Below are 24,535 nucleotides of genomic sequence, written 5' to 3'. Positions count from 1 at the left end.
CTGAGTGATCTGAACTAGATGCTTCGCTTCGCAGGTTAACCCTAGATGATACGAAATAATGGCACGATCAACACATCTAAGATGCACATAATGAAGAAGAATCGACTCTCACCAGCGATCCAGCCGTACTTAATGTCCGTTTCCCACAACTGATTTGAGCCTGCAATGACGCGGTTGTTCGCCAGTCTTCGCGGATGCTTACGTTTCAGTTCACGCTGCGGACGTAAGACATTCATACGCTTACACAGTCGTTATACTTTTTTCTTGTTCATCACAAGCTGATGGCGTCGTTTCAGGAGTACAGTCAGCTTGCGGTAACCATAAGAGACTCCCTCACCCGCTAAGTACTCCATTAGCCATTCGCAGATTTCTTCATCACTCACGGGGGTTCCAGTGGAGGTAAAGGAGTAACCTGGTGCAGGACGACCTCTCCTTTGGATTGAATTCCGTGCAGTTTTATTCACATGGGCATAGTACGTTGATCGTTCAACTTCCAGCACACGAAGCACGAAGGTGATGCAATGCCCTCCACCGATATATTTACGAGCAATCTCTATTTTATCCGTAAGTTTGGGTTTGTTTTTTAGTAGGTCTTTGAGAATTTCCCTTTCCAGGGCTTGTTCCGCCAATAGCTTCTTCAGTTTTTCATTCTCATGCTCTAGTTGTTTAAAATCTTCAGCCGTGGGGATGAAGGCTACCTGTCTTTTGCTGGCTTTATCTAACTGATCCACATCCTTACGCTTTAAGTCTCTTGCCCATCGTAATACCATTTTGGGATCCAGTTCATGCTGTCTTGCAACGGCTGTGAAGTTCCCCATTTCATTCCCTTTTCGAACGATTTCCATCTTGAAATCCAGATCATATTGTACTCGTTTCATAACGTTCCCCTCCGTCTAACACTATTGTATTTAATTAAGGGGTATACTGTCCAAGTCTCCTAGGGGGCTAAAAAGTATCCTTCTGCCCAGAATTTTAAATTTCCGTATTTATACTTTAGCTGAGCATGCTTCTCAAAGATCAATAAAGAAATTTTTTCTTGTAGATCTCCCATGAACGTTGAAACAGCTATTTTCCGTGGGGTCGCTACCAAAATATGGACATAATCGGGCATCATGTGACCTTCTATAATTTCTACTCCCTTATACTTACATAATCGCCTGAAGATTTCGATTAAATCTTTTCTTACTAAGATTATAGGTTTCTTTCCGTCTATACTTCGGGGTGAATACAATGTGGTATTTGCACATCCACTTTGTGTGAGCTAGGCTGTAGCTCTTGTTTGCCACCCTAAACCATTCCTTTCTTTTGAGCCTGAACATCTCAATTTGTAGTCTTGGTGGTCAAACCCTCAATCCCTCCACCCCTCCACCCGCATAGCGGGTGGTTTTTTGTTTCGCGCATTTCATGCACTCAACTGGCTAAAGCCATAATAAAAAAAATCGGGCCATTTCCAAATTTTTAGACCGTTCATTCGAGTGAATTTTCACCATGATTGATACCATAATCCATTTAGATAGCTTCTACTCCTTAATTTGTAGATGATTCATATTACTTTGATCTGACCATCTTCAATGCGATAAACATAATCAAAATCCTTAATTGATTCTAACCGGTGAGTAATGAAAATAGTGCATCTCCCCTCCATTAAGTTCTCAATAGCATGCAATACCTTTTTCTCTGAAACTGAATCAAGAGCTGATGTAGGCTCATCCATAACTATGATTCCAGCATTTTTTAAAAAAGCTCGTGCGATAGTAATTCTTTGTTTTTGCCCTCCTGAAAGCATACTTCCATTTTCCCCGACCCTTGTTTCAAATCCTTTCGGAAACTCATTAACAAAATCTAAAACGTTAGCTTTTCTTGCTGCTTGCAAAACCTCATCTTTAGTAGCGTTAGGTTTTCCATAAAGTATATTGTTATATATACTTTCATCAAAAATAAAAGCGTCTTGAGGCACATATGCGACATCACTTTGTAATAATATAGTACCCGTCGTCGGTTTATATAGATCCACTATTAATTTAGCAATCGTCGATTTCCCCTCTCCGCTTGGACCTAAAATCGCTACTTTTGTATTTGAATAGGCTATAAAATTAATATTATCAAGCACCTTTTTTTTATCACTATAACAAAAGGATACATTACTAAAAGTAACAACAGGTTTCTTTTGTCCTAGTTCTATAAGCTCATTTATAATAGACTTACTTTCCACTTCAATATCCTCTGTGTATGCTGAATATACACGCTCTACACCAGCTACGGAAGTCTGTAAAGAAGATATTGAATTTCCCACTTTAATGAGATCATCAATCATTGCTTTAAAGGCAAGAATAGCTATAACAGTACCCCAGTTAGTCATTCCTTCTTGCACCATAAAAGCTCCGATACCTATGATACTCACAAAAGTCGCAGAGGAAAGAAAATTGTTAAGTCCTTCGATAATACCTTCGTAAGCTGCTACTTTTTTCTTTTTTTGTATAAGATCACTATTGATATGCTCAAACTTTTTATTAATTGTACTATATGCATTAAAAAGTTTGATGGTACGTACAGAGTTAAACAGTTCAGAGAAAAAACTAGTAAAGTTGCTTCGATGTTCTTGAATTTCCTGTCCTTTTTTATTCAGTATTTTGGAATAAAAAAAATTAACAAAGTAGGTTAGAATAACAAAAAACACATTAACAATAGCTAACCTCCAATTAAGATACAATACTGCAATTAGACCTGTTGTTCCACTAATTACATTAAAGAGAAGGAAATATAGTTGCCCACCATAAATTGCTTCTACACTACCTACATCATTTGTCATTAGTGATTGAATTTCTCCCTTGGGCTTTTTATCAAAATATGATAATCGGGGTAGTCTTATAATATGTGAAAATAAATCAATTTTAATTTTATATATACTTTTTTTTGCTATATTATTACATATATACGAAGTAAACGGTGTACTTATAAGAATCAGTATTATACAAATCCCGCATAAAATCAGCGCTCTTTTTTGTAAATTATAGTCAGAATATACGAATGAGTTAATTGCATCTTTAAATATCATATTTACAACAAATGATGTTAAAGAGACGAAAACAGCACTTAAAAACACAGTGATTAGAAAGGACCTCTTTCGTTCTCCCATCAAATTCACAATCTTCATCACATTTAAAACCATCAATTTCACTCCCTTTTATTAAATTTCTTTAACCACTTTCTGTTCATACATTTCAAAATAAATTCCCTCATTTTTAATTAACTGTTGATGTGTTCCGTCCTCTAATATTTCGCCATCTTTAATAACAAAAATGTTATTAGCATCTTGAATTTCCGATAGACGGTGAGAAATAACAATTACTGTTCTACCGAATTGTAATTGTTTTAGCGAATTTTGGATGGTATTAATAATTTGACTATCTAAACTAGCAGTAGGTTCATCAAGTATAAGTATAGGAGAGTCCTTAAAGAATGCTCTCGCTATTGCAATACGCTGTCTCTGCCCTCCAGATAAATTTATACCATTTTCGCCCAAGATAGTATTATATCCATCTTTTAATTTCATAATAAAGTCATGTGCGCCTGCTTTTTTAGCTGCTTCAATTATCTTTTCATCTGTTATATTTAACTTTCCAAAAACGATATTTTGAGAAATTGTCCCTGATAATAATTCAGTATTTTGAGATACTACAGCTATATTCTCTCTGAGTACATTGAGGTCATAGTGTTCAATGTTTTGTCCAAATATCTCGATAATACCTTCATCAGGATCATTCAGTCTAACGATTAGATCCACTAGAGTGCTTTTTCCACTCCCACTCGGTCCAACGATTGCTACTTTACTATTATGGAATACTTTTAGATTAATAGAATTTAATCCTTTCTCTCTATTCTCCGTATCATAATTAAATGAAACGTTTCTAAAACAAAGAGAAGGCCCATTTAATTCGTATGCACCTTTCTTAAAAGAAAGATCTTCAACTTTCTGCTTTTGATTAGTCTCAACCGGTTTATTTAACAAATCAATAACTCTCCTAACAGAAGCCTTTGTCTCATTAAAACTATTCAATGCAAAAGGGAACCAAACTGTAGGTCCTACAATAAATTCCAGTAATTGAATTGAAGCTACAACAATTCCAGCATTAATTTCATTATTTAATACTAAATAACCACCATATATAATAAAGGTTAATCTTGGAAACCAGGCAATTGCTGTACATATGGGTTGAAGCAAAGAAACATATTTTAAAATTTTTTGTTCTTCCTCCAATAGTTCCAATAATGCTTTCTCCGTTCTTCTTTTAAATAAATGAGATAATTTATATGTTTTAACTATATCTATACCTGATACAGTTTGAGTAAATTCATTATTTGCCAATGAAAAAAGCTCTCCGCGTCTTGGATAACATTTCCCTGCTTTCTTATTTAATTGATATGCTATAATCATTCCAATTGGAGTAAATATGAAGCTAATTACGAAAAGCCGCCAATCAATAAAAAGTATAAAGGCAGACGCAATAACTGCCATTAGCGGTTGAATAAACATACTTTGCAAATCATTCTTCATAAATCTTTCAATAGAATCTGTATCCCAATCTATTCTTGTCTGTATATCGCCTAATGTTAATTTACGCAAAGTTCCCATCTTTATATTACTTATGCGATTCACAATATCAGTTCTAATATCAGCTGACATCTTAGCCGCAAATGTAGCAGAGGCATATTTTGTAAGGAAACCTAATATCGCACCTACCAAAATAGTAACTAACAAAATCATTATTTGCTCAAATATTTCCCCTGTATTATTCTGCAATGAAAAATTAACTATGTCCCCTGTAATTACAGCTCTGTAGATATTTAGAGCAATAAGTATAAATGAAGATAGAAGGCATGTTAGTAACCAATTGACATGTTTTTTTGAGTACCTATAAATAAAATTCTCTTTTTTAGACACCATGATTAACCTTCTTTCAAAAGAGTCATTTATAATTTTCTTTCTATAAATGAAACCATATCATTTAATGATGTATAGCTATCTGATATTAGTTCCTCGTCTGTTAATTCAATATTAAAAGCTTCTTCTACTAAAATTAACATTTTAATAAGATTAATCGAGTCTACCCCTACTTCATTAAGCTTCAAACTCATATTAACTTCTTCTACTTCTATTAAACTATTAAGAATCTCTCTCAATTTTATTTCAATTTCTGTTCTTGTCATGATTATCACCGTTCCTTCTTAATATTTAACTGTACTTGCTCAAAATCAGTTCCACGAAATGTAAAAAGAGACATACTTAACTCTCCGCTTAAAATAGCAGCACCACTAACGACCCTACGCAGAAAAGAACAAGACATGTCCCATACGATTAAATTAACACCAGATCCATTGGAACAATCTTTTTAAACAGTGGAGGCTCCCACTGTATTTTACTAAACCGGTGCTCCATCACATCAAACACTTCGTGGACCGCATGCTTTCTGCTGAATTCACGGGTACCTTAACGGATATTCATCGGGAAAACTTAGAGGATCGAGATCGTAGAATCTTGAGTCATTTCTTATCTCATGGTCACTGGAACATACTCTTCCTTTAAACGTAAGGCCCAACATGTAGCATTTCAGCAGATCAAGGAGAACGCTCAGTAACATCACAGCCCGATTTTTTGATCCTTGACGATACCGTGTGTAAAAAAACTAAGCCTTCGTTACAGGCTATGCACATGATTCAGGACAATCTGTTTTAACATTTTCATCTCAAGAACCAGCATGTCTCCAGGCTGTCCCGATGTCCACGCGCCAACCTATGTGCTGACGTGTTATTTGTAGTGTGAAAAACATCTGTATCTCTACCCCAAGGCATTCGCAATTGCTTAAAAGCTTTGCTTCTTACATCACGAAATCGGATACCGATCTGGTGACCATCGGCTCCTCCGCTTATCATGTATATCGCTATGAGTAAGCTAAATCTCTTGGAAAACTCCGTCCTGCTGCTGTGTTAGAAAGAAGGGAAAAGTTTTGAATCCAAGTAACTGAAGACCTTTCTAAGCACCGATGTTTCATGAACCAATGAAGAAATTCTAAGCTACTACAGAAAACGTTCGACGATTGAAACGTATTTTCGAACCGTGAAAGTCCATCTGGCCATGGAGCGCGGTTCGATCCGCTCAGGTCATTGACCGTTGTCCCTGCTGATGTTTGCTTCAATGTGCTGCATCTATGAAGGCCATGGAAGCTTGATCGATGGGTTACATCGCTACCGCTTACAGAAAGGGCAGCACGTGATTGAGTATATCTACAACCAAGCCCAAATTAAAACGCAGTTCAGAGCGGAATAGGGATACTGTCAGCTTTTTAACTTCCAAGTTATTGAAGTGATTATTGGCAAGTACAGTATTTAAGTATTTTTATTTTCAAGATAAGATTCAGTTTTCCCTACACTTTCTATCCTCAACCAAGGATCGTCACAAGATTTACATATTCCCGGACAACTATTCAAATCTAATAATCTTCTATTAACTGACTGTACAGCATTTTGATAGGCACTCCCCATCACTACGCTCTCAAAACCATCTTTAACTATATTACCAATTTCATAGCTGTTATTCCAATCTCTACAGCACAAATGCACATTTCCATAGTAATCAATGGGAAGTTCAAACTGAACTCTCTTGCATCCCAAAACATTTGTTGGTTTATTGGAATAAATATTTATTCTATCATCAAGTTCCCAAGTTGCAATTTCAACATTCCCATAATACTCTTTAATTCTGTTAAAAAAGTCCATTTTTTTACTATAGTAGCATGTGATTACAACTTGTTCGAATTTCTTCAAAATCTGATTATCCTCGATTTTAGGATTCAGTAATAAACCATTTGACCATAATAAATACTTCGAGTCTGGTTTGGCGTCTATCACTTCTTCGATTCTATCTTTATATAGCAAAGGCTCATTATAGAAATGAAAAGCTACATGTCCTTTAAATCCAAATTTTTCGGCCTCCTCAATTGATTTAACAATAATTTCAGTCGTTAATGGACTATGATCTTCTTTATACTCCCGTATATTAATAGGGCACTTAGGATGTTGTTTAGTTAAGTTACATTCGTTTCCAATTTCAAATGATAATATAGACAGTTTACTTAAATTCATAAATATCTCCTCTTTCATTGAGTAATAGTATATTCCTTTTTGAATTGATCAATCTCATCTAAAATACGAAGTAGACCCCCGCTATTTTTCAAGGATTGTGACACTAAATTACAATTATGTTTGTATCCCTTTTTATTTAGAAGGATATTTTTCCAACATGAAAGTAGTTCTTTTCCAGTAACTTGCTCTCGATCCATACTTATACCTAGTCTTAAACGCTCGATATCTTCACTCATTACATACTGGTCTGCCCCTTGCGGAATAACGATCATTGGTACACCAAAAAATAGCGCTTCTCTAACACTATTTGTTCCTCCATGTGTAATAAATAAGTCTGCCTGTTTCAAAATTTCAACTTGAGGTAAAAAATGATCAATTATAAAATTAGTAGGGATCTCTCCCAATTCCTCAATTGAGACATTATGGCCAATACTCATAAATACTTTAGCATCCTCATTACTAAAAGCTTTGAAACACTCTAAGAAAAATTGCTTATTATTATTGAAGACAGTTCCCAATGAAATATAAACAATATTATTAGTACCACTATAAATTTCTTGAAAAAAAGGTGACATTTCACTTTTCGGAGCATCAATTAATGGGCCCACAAATAAGTAACGTTTATCAAATGTTTCTGGATAAGATTGAAGCATTTTTGAAGTGAAAACAAGATTGAGATTTTCGGAACTAAAAAAAGTATCTGTGATTATAAAGTTTGGGTCGTTGTATTTTTCTCTTAATTTTACTGAATAAATGTCTAATAATCTCTTTAAAGTTCGATAATCACCTTTCGATAGTAAGGGATTGTTTTCGGCTTGAAGTACATTTTTAATAAAGCCTTTTGGATCTTTTTTTATCATTGAATTGTTATACGCATAACAAGTAATTGAAGAAATTGCTGGGACATTTAGTAAGCCTGATATTTTATTTCCCCAATAAGCAAATGAATCATATATAATATAATCTGCCTTAAGGTTTTTAATATCCTCTAGATCATTTTGAAGTATTAATTCTGTAGTTTCTAGAATATGGACACCTAACTCATACAGACCTTTCAGCCCATCTTCTTCTGCTTTGTTATTATTTTCACCAATCATTCTAAGTTTTTTATATTCCTTGAAATGAATACCACTCCCCTCAATCATCTCTTTAAAGTCAAGTGTTGAATAATAATATACTTCCTCATTCCTTTCTTTTAATGCTTTTGCAATCTTCAACCCATAATTCACATGACCAAAAAGAGGATAACTAAATATAATTACAGTAGACAAATAAATCATTCCTTATCTCAATTATTTAAGGGATTGGATATTTATTTCTAATACTTCAAAAAGCTTATTGTAGTAAAGTGTTTCCTTCTCTATAATCTCTTCTATTCTTCTTAACGATTCCACAAAACTATTTTTGTTATATTTCGAACCAAATAAATATCTGCCTATAGGAATCCTTAAAAGGCTCCAAATCGTACATATAGAATGATTCAAAGATATAAGTTCATCAAAAGTATTATCTTTCATCAAGTTTTCAAAAATATATCTCTCAGCTTTTTTTCCATTGATTATTTCATTCATAGTTCCAAGAAAAATATGTCCATTTTTTTTCAATAATTTTTCTTCATCTATTTCATTCTTATATTTTTCACAAAATAACATTAGCACGTCTAAACCTTCTATTATTTTTTGTTTGTAACTCAGTATATTTTTTGAATATATTATATTAAAATCATATTTTTTTTGAATATCATATTCATCCCTTTTAAAAAATTCATAAAAAGAGGGTCTATCTGCTGGGATTTCATCTGTCTTCATATACCCCTGATAAGCTTTTTCAAGTTCAATATAGGAGATCGTACAATGTCTATAAGATAGGCTTTCTCCATTTAATTGCTCAATAATATTGAACTCTTTTAACTTATCATTGTATCCATATATTAATAATGTATGATCCTGATGTTTTTGTAGATAAGTGTCCTTTCGAATAGATTCATAATAGCAATCGACCCAAAGAATAACTGGATGTTTTTGATTTATCGAATTTTTAATTTCGGAAATAGGGTTTTTCAAAATATTTTTGGTGTGATATCCAACACCCGCTTGCTTGAGTATCTCTTCAATAGGTGAGCATGTTATATACTCTATGTCTAGAAAATCGTTAGGTTTAGACTCATTAAATTCATATAAGACAATGTTATTAATTAAAACTGTCATAATATCAATGTCAAATTTTTTGAGTATAGGAAACAGTGAATTATAGAAGCAACTACTGAAATATAACGTATTAAAAGGTTCAATATCTTCAATGATTGTTGTTTGAGAATAAGCATTTTCTTCAAGATAATTAGTCATTCTCTTAATTGTTGGGACTTCAATCATAAAATGCTGCGGTAACTCAATTTTAAATTGTTGTTGTATTTGTGAAATTAAATTTATAGCGCTGATTGAATTGCCTCCAGCCTTCACAAAATCATCATCTATATCGATATTATTTCTTCCTAGAATTTCATTCCAAATGGATGATACGATCTCAATAGTAGTTCGACTTTCTTTAATTATCTCTATTGCACAATTCGAGTCTCGCTCATCTAGATTTTGGTGATCAATTTCTAAGACAGCAATATTCGTGATATTACTATGAATTACGTAATCTAATGCATTTAAAGCTTTTTGAGTACCCATCAGCTTTACCTTGCTATGTTCGTCACTTAAATTGTGATCTACAGACATACCAACTTCCTTCCACCCCCCCCAGTTTATAGAAATTGAATTTAATCCTTCTAACTGACGCATCATGGATAATGAATCGAGGAAGCAATTTGCAGCAGTATAATCACTTTGTCCAGGTGCAGATACAATAGAAGTAAGTGAAGAAAACATCACAAAAAAATCCAAATGATCAGTTTTTGTTAGTTCATGAAGTATCCATGCGCCTTGTACCTTTGGACGAAGTACATTTCTGATTTCTTCTATATTTTTATTAAAAGCGAATCCATTTCCTGAAACTCCCGCAGTATGAAATATACCATTGATTTTCCCAAAACGATTTTTAATTTCTTTAATTACCTTTTTTGTGTGTACATAATCAGAAATATCTACGGAATAATAATAAATCTGACTACCTTCATTCTCGATTTTTTCAAATGCTCTAAGCTTATTTTTTAGAATATCATCATCAGAGCTCTCCATTATATTCTTCCAATCTTTTTTCTGTGGATATTCACTTCTAGCTAAGACAACAATTTTCACTTGGGCATTTGAAGCTATATATTTGCAAACTTCTAAACCAATTCCTCCAGCACCACCCGTTACAATATAAACACCGTCATCTACTAATTTAGAACCGTTTTGCTTTCTTTCAGTTAAACCAGCTTTTTCCAGTTCGATTACCCACCGTATTCCCCTTCTATAAGCAACTTGATAATTTGAGCTTGATGTATTTAATTCCTCTATCACTTCATCTTTAGTTGTATGCACATCAATATCAATATTTTTAAAATTAATGTGTAGCGATTCCATTGATAATGCCTTACCAAAACCTATTATAGTAGCATTTTCAGGTCGTATTATTTCTTCCGTTCCATCTACCCTTTGAGCATAATCAGTAATTATTGCAATCTCGATTTTATGTGAATATGTTTGCAAACATAGTGTTTTATATAAGCTATATAAATTATATAAACCACTATTAAGTTTATCTTCCAATTCATCCCAACTCGTTCTAAGAGTTGGGGAACTAAGAGAAGACATGTGTATAATCTGTGAGACTTTTGAAAGAGTTATATTCTTAAATAATGTCTCGTAATCTTCTATCGTATGCCCTATAGTATAATGCTCATTATCAATTTTCTGGAAACAGGTTGATAAATTAACTACAATAACACGTTTTCCATCTTTTCTTAAACTTGTAATAAGTTTATTGGAAAGCTGATCTTGTTTACGAATAATCATAATGCACTCATGATTATTAAAATTCTCACCTTGTTTTTCTTCTTTCCAGTTATTTGAATACAATAAATCAACAATTTTGTCGGACTCTTTATTTTTAACATAATTCCCACTTGATTTTATCCAACATCTCTTACCGTTAAATGGGTATGAGGGTAAACTGACTTTAAACTTTCTTCCATTGCTATGTAAAGCCTCCCAATCAATATTTGCTCCATTAATATATGATTCGCAGATGATCTCTTCATCACTTTTTCCATGGTTTAAAAATTTTACCCTGTTTTTTATATCATTTGTAAAAAAAATATATTCTGAAGAATTATGAATTTCTTTAGACCCTAATATTTTTTGTAATTTAAGTTTCAAGTCCTCCCAATCTTTAAACATTATAATTAACCGCGTGTTATAGTGTCCTCTGCCTGTGCTTGCAGTAAAACAAACGTCCTCCACTCGATACTTTTCTATATCTTCAAAACAATAGATATACTCTTGTACTAGTTCCCTTAAAGAGTTTTCATCTTTTGAGGAAATAGGTAACAGATTATATTCAGGTAAGTAAGCTTCAGACTTACAGAAAGATATTGGGGCTTCCTCCATGACAATATGGCAATTGGTTCCGCTCATACCGAATGAGCTAACCCCACATCGTAGTGGATTTTTAGAATCACTCCATTTATGATGCTCATCACTGATGTACACTGGTGAATTCATAAAATCAATTTGTTTATTGGGATAATTGAAATGTAATGTTGCTGGAATCTCTTTATTTTGTAATGCAAGTGATGCTTTAATTATACCGGCTATCCCAGCTGCACTATCTAGATGTCCAATATTACTTTTAACAGAGCCTACAGCGCAGAATTGTTTTTTCTCGGTAAACTGACTGAAAGCTTGTTGAATAGCACTGATCTCTACTGGGTCCCCTAACTTTGTTCCAGTTCCATGCGCCTCAATATAAGTAATTGTAGTTGGATCAATTCCAGCATCCTTCCAAGCACTTAAGATTACATCAGCTTGTGCTGCAGGATTTGGCGAAGTTAAACTCATCGAATGGCCGTCTTGATTTATGGCACTTCCTTTGATAACCGCATAAATATGATCTCCATCTTCTAATGCTTTGTATAAAGGCTTGATGAGTATACCTCCAACTCCTTCCCCCATACTCGTTCCATCAGAAGAATCATCAAAAGTACGTGTTCTGTTATTAGAAGATTCAATACCTATTTTGATTTCCGAAGAACCCTTTATAGGAACTAGATATAAGTTTATACCCCCAACAAGGGCCATATCACAATCACCATTTTTAATTGAACGACATGCCAAATGGACCGCTACTAAAGAAGAAGAACATGCGGTATCCACAACAATCGCGGGTCCTTTTAGATCCAGAAGATAGGCGATTCTACTTGCTGTTATAGATTTCAGATTACCTGGAGTGGCCATGTTGTAGCTAGATTTTTGATTTACATATATTAGCGTTCTATAATTAATAACTGAGTTCTCACTGTATCCTAAAAAAACACCTGTTTTACTACTCTTTGCCCTCCCACCACCATATCCTGCATCCTCTAGAATAGACCAAGACGTTTCTAAGAACAGTCTTTGAGTAGGATCCATTAACTCTGCTTCTTTAGGAGAAAGATTAAAAAAATCATAATTAAATTTATCAATATTATCCAAATAACCCAGTTCTAAAAATTGGTATTCCTCCTCATGGAGATTCAGACTATTAACGATATCCTTGACATCTTCTTCACGAATTTTGTTTAAATTGCTTATACAATCGATTTTATCAATTAGATTTCGCCAATATTCACGAATATTATTAGCTTGTGGAAATTTACCACTCATACCAATAATCGCAATGTCATTTTTATTGATCTTCTCAATTTCAGGCCGATAATCTTTATGAGTACTTCCTAGATCAAATAGCTTAGATTTCATTAAGTATTAATCTCCTTCATGAGTTGATTTATTATGAATATGTGATAACAGGTATGATTAAAATTTATCTCACGCAAAATACTATCTAACCTATTCCTTACCTCTTCATTACCTATTCCTTTCATCTTAAAGACTTGCAGCAACATTTGTATCGCCTCAATGACCTGCTCATCCCTTAACGATATTTCATTATTCTCAGCCAAATTTATTGTGTTACAAATACTTTGATATGGTCTAAGAACATATTCTTGATAACTATGCCTATCATTACAAGTATAATTTTTTGTAGAAACTGCTATTTTGCAACAAAGCTTTAAAAGTTTAATTCTTTCTTTGTCAACTTCTTTCAATTCCTTTTGAAAAAGATGCATGTCTTTCTCACTATTCACAGATAATCCTGTTAATAATGGATAATTTCTTTGTATTAAGTTCCCCACAATTGTTTTCGGACCAAAGTCAATCGTGTACTTCACATTCTCTCCTTCAATAAATTTCATCGTATTTAGCCAATCTACAGGTTCCAAAATTTGTCTACTCAAAATTTCTACATGATCTCTATCATAAGCGTAAGGTTTCCCAAATACATTCGATATAACAGGAAATATAGGGCATTTAAATTTAGTTTTTACTAATTCTTTTTTAAAAAGCTTAGCTGCATGAAGCATTAGGGGGCTATGAAAAGCCCCACCAACATCTAAAACTGTCGCATGACCTCCTACTTTTTCAACAAATAGAGATACAACCTCTTTATTGCATGAGACCACAACTTGATTAGATGAATTAATACAAGATATTTCAGCAATGAGATTTCCTCTTGAAAATTCCTTGCAGTAATTCTCTATTGTTGCTTGATCCGTATGAGAGATCGACACCATCACTCCCTGCTTCTGCAAAGAAGCTTCATGCATAAATTTACCTCGATGTGAAACTAACGTTAAAGCTTCTGAAAATGTTAATGCCTCTGAGCATACTAATGCACTATATTCCCCTAAACTATGTCCAGCACACATAAGGGGTTGAATTCCATACTGCTTCATAAAAACATAAAACGAAGCTACACTAACTGTTAGAATACCTACTTGTGCATTATCCGTTCTTTTAAGATCAGTTTCTGTGCTATTAAAACAGAGTTTTGTCATATCTCTGTTTAAAACTTCACTTGCCTCATCAAAAATTTCTCTAGCTATTGAATGTTTTTTATACAATTCTTCTCCCATTCCAACATATTGGGCCCCTTGTCCTGGAAATAACGCGGCATATCTCAACTCATTCTCTCCTTTATCTTCCTTTCGATCTCAATATCATTTAGGTTGTAAGTCTATTTGTAAACAGGAAATTTTTTCTAATAAAATAAGTTGTTTTTCCAGTAGTTCTTCGATGTTTTCTACCTTTATGCGTTGGCCATCAAACTTACACGTTAAAATCATATGATTTTCACTACATATTACTTGGAAAAGAATATCAAAGACTACATCAGGAAAGGGATTGGAACAATCGAAAAACAAAGGGATAATCTGATTTTTTTCTTTATTTTTCAAATTAAAAGAAGAGATATTCTCCCAAATATCTTTCTCACTTTCCACCTCTCTTTTTACTTTATATAAATATTCAATTGGATCTTCTAATCCATCAAAATTTATATTGAATGTCTTCAATTTCCCGAGTTTCAGTACATTCATTCCTATTATTGATTCTTCAGATTGATCATGTAAGATATAAATAAAAGAAGCTAAAAGAATATCAAATAAAGATAATTCGTAGTGAGCTGAAAATGAATTAAGTTTATCGAATAGCTCATTTTCTAATCTTACTTTTAATTCTCCTCCCGCCTGATCTCCTGTATTCGGATTAAAAAAGTAAGTCGGCATATTTACGAATTTCAACAAAACATCCGGATTTTGATGAGAGTCTATATACTTAGCTAATTTAGATATACTAGAATGTATAAAAAATTCCGTTATATTAATGGGACTAGAAAAAACCTCTTTTATTTTATATTGGAATGCAACTAACTCCAAAGAGGTACCCCCAAGTTCAAAAAACGAATCATGAATGACGATATTATCTTCCCCTAAAATTTCTTGCCACATTTTTACCAGCAGATTTTCCGTTTCCGTTAATGTGTTATCATCATTTCGGATGGCTGATGAATATAATTCCTCATTTTCTGGTAAGCTTGCTTTATCTAACTTTCCATTATAGAGAACTGGCATAGCTTCTAAATAGACATATATCTTAGGGACCATATAATTGGGAAGTACCTTACTTACATATTCGTTAATTTCCTCTTGATCTAATTGTTCACCGGAAGTGTAATAGGCGACTAAATATTGATTCCCCCCCTTATTCTTCCTTACTGTTACAGCACAAGAAGTCATTTTATTGTACCCGAGTAAACTCTTCTCAATCTCATCTAATTCTATCCGGTAACCACTCACTTTTACTTGTTGATCTATTCTTCCTAAATATTGAATGGAACCATCTTCTAGCCACCTACCTAGGTCACCTGTCCTATACATTAATTCACTCATATAGGGATGCATCTGAAATTTATTCATCGTTAGCACATCTTCATTTACATACCCTTTTGCTATTCCTTCTCCGGATAAGACAATTTCTCCTATTACCCCAACAGGCATCAGTTGATTATCATTATTGAGAATAGTAACCCTCGTATTATGAATAGGTATACCAATTACATTATTATCATGTGAAGAAACATTTCTTTTAATTGTCGCAACTACACTGATTTCAGTAGGTCCGTATTCATTCACAATTTCTAATGTATCATTTAATAACTTTGATCTTTCAATGATACTAGAATCAAATGACTCTCCCGCCAGAGTTATAATTCTTAAACTTTCCGCATCTGAAGGTGACATATGCTGCAAGAGACTCGCAAATAAAGTAGGAACTGAAATAAAATGCGTAATCTGATGAATTTTAATACTTTTTATAATGGCATGCATATCTCTTACTTCATTATCCTCTAATAAAACAAGACTTGCACCAGACACAAGTGTGGTGAAAACACTCGTTAAAAATCCATCAAATGAATAATTGAATAAATTTAAAACAGTATCCTTTCTGTTAAGCAGATATTCTTCCTTTCTCCATTTAATTGTGTTGGCTATTCCCCTATGTTCAACCATAACTCCTTTGGGTTTTCCTGAAGAACCAGACGTATATACAATATAAGCTAGGCTATCCTTAGGAGTTTTACATTGTATATCCTGATTATTAATTGGGACTTCATCTCTAATATCCTTGAATTCCACAAATATACAGGCACTACCCTGCATTTCATGGATATACTTGTATTGTGTAAGAATAAGGCTCACTTCGCTGTCGTTCATTATTGCTTTTCTTCTAGCCTCTGGAAGATGAATATGAATCGGTACATAGGCCCCTCCAGCCTTCCAAATGGCTAAGATCCCTAGAATAACTTCTGGAGAATTATCCATAACAATACCTACTCTACTGCCCAATTCCACCCCTTGTTTTCTTAATTTCAAAGCTAACTTATTAACATTTAGATACAATTTTTCATATGTGATTGAACCTTCTTGATTAACAATTGCTAGCTGATGAGGTGTTTCTAATACTTTATGTTCAAACATCTCTAGAACTGTCATATAATTCAGTTTTTCTTGAGAATTCTGCTTATTAAACTTGCTGAGAATTTGCCTTTGTTCTGCATCTGTGATGAAGTTTATGCTGCCTAAGCTTTGCATTGGTGCTGCTACTAATTGATCTACTACTCTACAATAGTGCTTAGCCAAGCGTTCAATGGTTTTCTGTTTAAATAATGCTGTACTGTATTCTATACTACATATAATTTCACCCTCATTTTCATAGGCTTGGAGAGCTATATCATACTTTGAAGCGTTTGTTTTTAAAGAGTATGGCGAGAATACCAATCCATCCATCTTCATTTTTTCCATGTTCATATTTTGAAGGATAAACATCGTATCAAACAATGGATTACGGCTAAGATCCCGCTCAATATGCAACCTTTCTATTAACGACTCAAATTGATATTCCTGGTTTTCATAAGCTTCTAAACAATTCTCCTTCACCTCTTGTAAAAATTCAGCTACTGTTTTTTCAGATGATGGTTGATTCCGCATGGCTAATATATTCACAAACATTCCAACAACAGCCTCTACATCTGTATGATGCCTTCCTTCAATTGGCGAGCCTACTATAATGTCATCTTGTCTTGTATATTTTGAGAGTAATACATTATAGCCTGCCAACAAAATCATATATAACGTTGTTCCCGTATCGTGTGCTAATTTTTGGATATTGTCCGCTAATTCCTTACCAATTTTGAAATCAAACCGATCTCCTTCTAACTGACGGATAGTGGGTCTTGGATAGTCCGTTGGAAGATCTAGGACAGGTAGCATTCCACTAAATCGGTTCACCCAATACTTTTCTTGCTTAGTTATAGAATCAGAAGTAAGTACGTTGTTTTGCCACGCTGCAAAATCCTTATACTGAATTCGTAGAGGAGACAAACTCTTTTCGCTATATAGCGCAATAAACTCTTTAATGAGAATATTCAAAGAAGTCCCATCGGATACAATGTGATGAATATCAAAAATTAGTACAGAGCTATGCTTGTCCATTCGAATAAGCCCCAGTCGAAATAACGGGGCTTCTGTCAACTTAAACGGTTGAATAAATTCATCTATGCAGTCTTGTATTCCTTCCTCATGACTTTCAAATGTCTGTACTTCAATATCGACATGGGGATGGATGATTTGAACAGGTTCTGTGTCTTTAAAAGCGAAAGTGCTCCGTAATCCTTCATGTCTTTGAGCTAAGGTCATGACAACCTCTTTAAGTTTCCTTTCATCTAAATCCCCTTTAACTCTAACTGCAAACGGACTATTATAACTTGTGTTTTCCTCTTCCATCTCATTTAAGATAAATAGCCTTCTTTGTGCAGATGACAATGAATAGTAAGCTTTATTTTCTATAGGCTGAATGGCAGCATATACATTAGTTGTAGCTATTTCAATGAAATGGGCTAGTGCTTTTATAGTTTGTTTATTGAAAATCTCTCGTAAAGGGATATCAACTCCAAATACTTTATTAGCTTTATACATTAAAGTAGTTGCTTTGAGCGAATGTCCACCTAATTCAAAGAAATTATCATGTATCCCAATAGAGTCTCTTCCTAAAATTTCTTGCCAAAGATCTATAAGCTTGAATTGAATATCATTTTCAGGGCCTTCATATTCATTATTCAATGGAGTATGAAGATTCAACTGACTTAGAGCTTTACGATTGACTTTCCCATTAGGCGTAAGTGGTATATGATCTAACTCTAAGAAATAAGAAGGCAGCATATAATCGGGCAAGAATCTCGACAAGTACTCTCGGAGTTCTTTGATCGACACCTCTTGATCTGTCACTATAAATGCAGATAGATGTTGATCTTCTTGGCCTGTATTATTTTTTGCAACAACAACGGCTTCATTTACTCCTTCATATCTTAACAACGTACTTTCGATCTCTTCTAGTTCGATTCGATAACCACGAATCTTAACTTGATCATCCATCCTACCCGCATATTCAATGTTGCCATCAGGTAACCATCTTGCAAAGTCTCCTGTTCTATACATCTTTTCTCCAGGCTCGAATGGATTATCTATAAATTTTTGTTGAGTCTTGATATCATCTTTATGATAGCCTGATGCCAATCCCTCACCAGATATACATAATTCACCTTGAATACCAAATGGTTGTAGGTTTTTATCTTTATCAACAATATATATTCTTGTGTTTGTAATGGGTTGACCTATGGTAATTTTTTTACAGTTCGTCAAGTTTTCTATCATCGAATAAACTGTTGTTTCTGTAGGACCATACATATTAAATATTTGTGCTTTTGAATTCATTCTAAATTTATTAATTAATGTAATAGAAACAGCCTCACCACCGACTGCAATATATTTCAAGTTTCCAAGGGAAGAGGTGTTATCAGTATTATTTAAGAGCATTCCTAATCTCGAAGGGGTCACTTGCATTATATCAACATTATGCTTTGTGATTAAATCCAATGTCGCATTAGGATCTTTACATTCCTCATCGTTTGCTAAGATAACGGTAGCTCCTTTAATTAAAGGTAGAAGTGTCTCCAGTACAAAAATATCGAATGAGATTGATGTTAAGGATAAAAACACACTCCCTTCACAGATAGGGATATGAACACATGCTCCCTCAATAAAATTCACTACAGAGTGATGTGCTATTTTTACCCCTTTGGGATTCCCCGTTGACCCCGAGGTGTAAATTAGGTAAGCCATATCGTCTTGTGATTCGTGAAGAACAGGAACATTAGTTCGTTTTTTGTCAAATTCTATACTCTCAATAAATAATTTTTTAATATCAAAAACAGACGCTTCTTGATCATATTGAAATTGAGTTAGTAAAATATCGGCTCCACTATGTTTGAGCATATAGCTAATTCTTTCTTTTGGATAAAAAGGATCAATTGGTACGTAAGCGGCTCCTGCTTTTAGAATTGCTAAGAGCCCAACCATCATATTCTGAGATCTATTAACCAATAAACCAACCACACTACCTGACTTAACTCCATGTTTTCTTAACCCTATGGCAACACAGTTGGCTCGATGATTTAATTCTTTAAAACTTAGAGTTTCTCCATTACATACTACAGCTGGACTCTCTGGTGAAAGGGTCACTTGACTCTCAAATAATTCATGAATAGTTAATTTACTCACATCATATTTCTCTGCTTTATTAAACAGATCTAACAACTTAATTCTTTCAGTTTCGTCCATTAACTCGATTTGTGCTATTTTTCTATTAGTTAGCAGAAATTGACTCATAATATTACAATAATGCTTAGCCAAACGTTCAATGGTTTTCTGTTTAAATAATGCTGTACTGTATTCTATACTACATATAATTTCACCCTCATTTTCATAGGCTTGGAGAGCTATATCATACTTTGAAGCGTTTGTTTTTAAAGAGTATGGCGAGAATACCAATCCATCCATCTTCATTTTTTCCATGTTCATATTTTGAAGGATAAACATCGTATCAAACAATGGATTACGGCTAAGATCCCGCTCAATATGCAACCTTTCTATTAACGACTCAAATTGATATTCCTGGTTTTCATAAGCTTCTAAACAATTCTCCTTCACCTCTTGTAAAAATTCAGCTACTGTTTTTTCAGATGATGGTTGATTCCGCATGGCTAATATATTCACAAACATTCCAACAACAGCCTCTACATCTGTATGATGCCTTCCTTCAATTGGCGAGCCTACTATAATGTCATCTTGTCTTGTATATTTTGAGAGTAATACATTATAGCCTGCCAACAAAATCATATATAACGTTGTTCCCGTATCGTGTGCTAATTTTTGGATATTGTCCGCTAATTCCTTACCAATTTTGAAATCAAACCGATCTCCTTCTAACTGACGGATAGTGGGTCTTGGATAGTCCGTTGGAAGATCTAGGACAGGTAGCATTCCACTAAATCGGTTCACCCAATACTTTTCTTGCTTAGTTATAGAATCAGAAGTAAGTACGTTGTTTTGCCACGCTGCAAAATCCTTATACTGAATTCGTAGAGGAGACAAACTCTTTTCGCTATATAGCGCAATAAACTCTTTAATGAGAATATTCAAAGAAGTCCCATCGGATACAATGTGATGAATATCAAAAATTAGTACAGAGCTATGCTTGTCCATTCGAATAAGCCCCAGTCGAAATAACGGGGCTTCTGTCAACTTAAACGGTTGAATAAATTCATCTATGCAGTCTTGTATTCCTTCCTCATGACTTTCAAATGTCTGTACTTCAATATCGACATGGGGATGGATGATTTGAACAGGTTCTGTGTCTTTAAAAGCGAAAGTGCTCCGTAATCCTTCATGTCTTTGAGCTAAGGTCATGACAACCTCTTTAAGTTTCCTTTCATCTAAATCCCCTTTAACTCTAACTGCAAACGGACTATTATAACTTGTGTTTTCCTCTTCCATCTCATTTAAGATAAATAGCCTTCTTTGTGCAGATGACAATGAATAGTAAGCTTTATTTTCTATAGGCTGAATGGCAGCATATACATTAGTTGTAGCTATTTCAATGAAATGGGCTAGTGCTTTTATAGTTTGTTTATTGAAAATCTCTCGTAAAGGGATATCAACTCCAAATACTTTATTAGCTTTATACATTAAAGTAGTTGCTTTGAGCGAATGTCCACCTAATTCAAAGAAATTATCATGTATCCCAATAGAGTCTCTTCCTAAAATTTCTTGCCAAAGATCTATAAGCTTGAATTGAATATCATTTTCAGGGCCTTCATATTCATTATTCAATGGAGTATGAAGATTCAACTGACTTAGAGCTTTACGATTGACTTTCCCATTAGGCGTAAGTGGTATATGATCTAACTCTAAGAAATAAGAAGGCAGCATATAATCGGGCAAGAATCTCGACAAGTACTCTCGGAGTTCTTTGATCGACACCTCTTGATCTGTCACTATAAATGCAGATAGATGTTGATCTTCTTGACCTGTATTATTTTTTGAAATAACAACGGCTTCATTTACTCCTTCATATCTTAACAACGTATTTTCGATCTCTTCTAGTTCGATTCGATAACCGCGAATCTTTATTTGATCATCCATCCTACCCGCATATTCAATATTGCCATCAGGTAACCATCTTGCAAAGTCTCCTGTTCTATACATCTTTTCTCCAAGCTCGAATGGATTATCTATAAATTTAGTATTTGATAGATCTATATTATTATTATAACCTCCAGAAACGCCAATCCCACCAATACAAAGTTCACCAATCATTCCTACTGGTAATAGAGAGAAATTCTTATCACAAATATATACTTTAACGTTACGAATAGGCTTGCCAATAGGTACAGTATGCATATCTAGACCCTTAGTTAGTCTAAATGATGTTGCTATATCTGTACACTCGGTTGGTCCATAAGTATTAATAATTTCGGCCTGACAATCGGTAGACTCGAACCAAGGTGAAAGCCTTAAAGTATTGATCGGTTCTCCTCCAAGAAAAGCATACCTTAACGATGATATTTGTTCATAATTAGAGTTCAATTCAATAATTGGGTAAAATGCACTTGGTGTGCAATTTATGATAGTAACATTGAAGGAATCGATTGTATCAATAACTTTTTTATAATCAATAAGGTTTCCTTGATGTATAGTAAGTGTCCCCCCCTTTAACAACGGAGCGAAAATATTTTTTTGTGCAAGATCAAAACATGTTGGGGCAATGAATAATACATTATCTTGTTCATCAATCTCAAATTCTTCTATATACCATTTAACCAAGTTATAAAATGCATAGTGATTAACAGTTACTGCCTTTGGTTTTCCAGTAGATCCCGATGTATATATTGTATATACAGGATCTTCAGCATCACTTTGTATATTTAAACGATCGGTATTATATTGTTTTAAGTTATTTAGTCCATGCTGATACTTATGCTTTTTCGCTTCATTCACTGTGGTATTATTCTTATCAATCCTCAAGAGACAGTCAAAGCGGTATCTTGTCAATTCATTTTCAATAGTATAGATTTTATCTGATATTTCTACTTCGACAACTCCCTTAATATCTGCCTTTAAATCCTCACAAAATGCTCTAGATATAAACAATTCTTCATTCCAATCTATTTTTGTTTTATGTTGAGGATTATTTTTTTTATACTCTGTAGTGCTTGATATTAAAGATCTTTTTTCTTCTAAATCCATGATATCACCTAAAAAAAGAATGCCACTATCCTTTACAAGATGAATGGCAGAATTAATAATTTTTTTTAGGTAATTATGACCATGAAAGCATTGAATAGTACTATTAATAATAACTATGTCAAAATCCTTTTGGTCAATATCCAATATCTCATGGGCTTGCATACAAACAACTTTAATATTATCTATTCCCTCTCGCTGAATCCGAGATTCATTTTTCTTAATTGTCGCGCTAGCCATATCTATCCCATAATAAAACCCTACATGAGGAGCAAGATTGAACATTGTAATCCCCGAACTACATCCAATCTCTAAAACCCTTGTATCTTTATGCAGGAATTTTTTTAATTTAAGTAAAATATTATTGGAGTATTCCTCCATTTCTTTTAAGGTAAACAATTCCGCAGTATAACTGTTTACCCATCCACCACTAGCAATATCATCGTTTGCTTCTTGCCCAACGAAATTCCAGAGATCTTCATTCATAAATCCGCTTTTTTCCAGTTCCTCTTCTAACAAAACATTTTCACTATCTAAACACATAAAGTAATCAAAAGATGGGCATTCCCATTGTAATTTATTTAGTAACTTGATGTGTTTTTTCATAGAGATTATTGTACATACGCCAACCTCATTAATCATACTTATTATTCGCTCTTCTGGATAATCAGGGTTGATAGGAACGTAAACTTTACATGCTTTTAAAATAGCTAAAACAGAGATAACAAACTCAACCGATCTTTCTATTAAAATTCCTATAAAGGGTTTATCCTCTATAACTTGATTTTCATACAAATATCTTGATAATTGATTTGCTCGATCATCTAATTGACGATAAGTTAGAGATGATTCTCCTATCAGTGCTATATTATTTGGTGTTCTATCTACTTGCTCCTCAAATAATACTAGAATACCATTATAATTAATGGTAGTTTCTGTGTTATTGAATTTTTTTAATATTGTATTAATATCCGATTCATTAGAAATTTGAATTTCACTTATCCTAATCTCCGTATTTCTAACAGTTTGTTCTAAAATACTTGTATATTGTTCAAATAATTTATTGATAAATTTTTCATCATATTTACTTGAATTAAATTGTATATTGAACAATCCACTATTATTAGATTCCGTATACGTAAACAGTAAATCATTCGGATATTGTTCGATCAATTGGTTTGTTATTTCTTTACTGTGTAGCTTTTCTGATTCAAAGATAATATTAAAAGGTTGGATGTCATGATCTATAAGGTGTAATTTCTTTTCTAAAACAGAGAATGGATAATATTGATATTCATACCCTTTACTAACGGAATCTTTGACCCCTGCTAAAATCTTAGAAAAAGTATGATCTTCTGAAATCACATCGCGGATTAATATGCCTAGATTATAAAGATCCTGCTCTTCATCTGTAGCAAAAACTGGAGAACCAATAAATGTATCTGTTTGGTCCGTATATTTATATATTAATATTTTCAATATTGTAAGTAAAATTGTGTACTTTGCTAAATCGTGATTTTTAGACTTTTCATTAAGAATCTTTAACAGTTCAGGAGGAAAAACTTTTGATATACAACCCAGTGAGTTGTTGTTATTCCGACAATTATTATGACTTGACGGTAACATAGTTGGTAGAAAGCAGCCTTGCATTTTATTCTCCCAATACTCTTCTGCCTCGGTAAACATTTTAGATAATAGAATAGTATTATCAATCTTTATTTGTCTCAT

General features: G+C 33.6%; 10 protein-coding genes and 1 pseudogene. All 11 read right to left on the bottom strand.

The genetic code is table 11. The features are described from left to right. Positions 1–41 precede the first annotated feature (41 nt). A complete protein-coding gene (locus MHH25_RS07270; protein WP_340019616.1) occupies positions 42–236 on the bottom strand; it encodes a hypothetical protein in 195 nt (64 codons plus the stop codon). Between the two features lie 15 nt (positions 237–251). Beyond that, positions 252–878 carry a transposase gene (locus MHH25_RS07265; RefSeq protein WP_340019615.1) on the bottom strand — a complete coding sequence of 209 codons (627 nt, stop codon included), beginning with the start codon at positions 876–878 and terminating at the stop codon, positions 252–254. A 65-nt stretch (positions 879–943) separates the two neighbouring features. Beyond that, a pseudogene (gene tnpA, locus MHH25_RS07260) lies at positions 944–1,286 on the bottom strand (IS200/IS605 family transposase); the annotation flags it as partial. 257 nt (positions 1,287–1,543) lie between these two features. Further along, complete coding sequence (locus MHH25_RS07255; protein ID WP_340019614.1) at positions 1,544–3,169, bottom strand: ABC transporter ATP-binding protein; 1,626 nt, start codon at positions 3,167–3,169, stop codon at positions 1,544–1,546. Between the two features lie 18 nt (positions 3,170–3,187). Further along, a complete protein-coding gene (locus tag MHH25_RS07250) occupies positions 3,188–4,945 on the bottom strand; it encodes an ABC transporter ATP-binding protein (RefSeq protein WP_340019612.1) in 1,758 nt (585 codons plus the stop codon). A 26-nt stretch (positions 4,946–4,971) separates the two neighbouring features. Further along, positions 4,972–5,208, bottom strand: a complete 237-nt coding sequence (locus tag MHH25_RS07245; protein ID WP_340019610.1) for a phosphopantetheine-binding protein — start codon at positions 5,206–5,208, stop codon at positions 4,972–4,974. A 1,176-nt stretch (positions 5,209–6,384) separates the two neighbouring features. Continuing rightward, positions 6,385–7,140, bottom strand: coding sequence for an SPASM domain-containing protein (locus MHH25_RS07240; RefSeq protein ID WP_340019609.1), 756 nt, complete (start codon positions 7,138–7,140; stop codon positions 6,385–6,387). A gap of 14 nt (positions 7,141–7,154) precedes the next feature. After that, positions 7,155–8,411 carry a macrolide family glycosyltransferase gene (locus MHH25_RS07235; protein ID WP_340019608.1) on the bottom strand — a complete coding sequence of 419 codons (1,257 nt, stop codon included), beginning with the start codon at positions 8,409–8,411 and terminating at the stop codon, positions 7,155–7,157. 21 nt (positions 8,412–8,432) lie between these two features. Beyond that, complete coding sequence (locus MHH25_RS07230; protein ID WP_340019607.1) at positions 8,433–13,025, bottom strand: SDR family NAD(P)-dependent oxidoreductase; 4,593 nt, start codon at positions 13,023–13,025, stop codon at positions 8,433–8,435. Beyond that, the gene (locus tag MHH25_RS07225; RefSeq protein ID WP_340019606.1) at positions 13,025–14,290 is read right to left on the bottom strand and encodes an ACP S-malonyltransferase; all 1,266 of its coding nucleotides are present in this window, start codon (positions 14,288–14,290) and stop codon (positions 13,025–13,027) included. The genes MHH25_RS07230 and MHH25_RS07225 overlap by 1 nt, the downstream gene beginning before the upstream one ends. Positions 14,291–14,326: 36 nt before the next feature. Beyond that, positions 14,327–24,535 carry an amino acid adenylation domain-containing protein gene (locus tag MHH25_RS07220; RefSeq protein ID WP_340019605.1) on the bottom strand — a complete coding sequence of 3,403 codons (10,209 nt, stop codon included), beginning with the start codon at positions 24,533–24,535 and terminating at the stop codon, positions 14,327–14,329.

The organism is Paenibacillus sp. FSL H3-0457 (assembly GCF_037981725.1).
Classification (GTDB): domain Bacteria; phylum Bacillota; class Bacilli; order Paenibacillales; family Paenibacillaceae; genus Paenibacillus; species Paenibacillus amylolyticus.
Note: the sequence above shows the minus strand (reverse complement) of the source record. Positions and strands in the feature narration are given on the sequence as shown.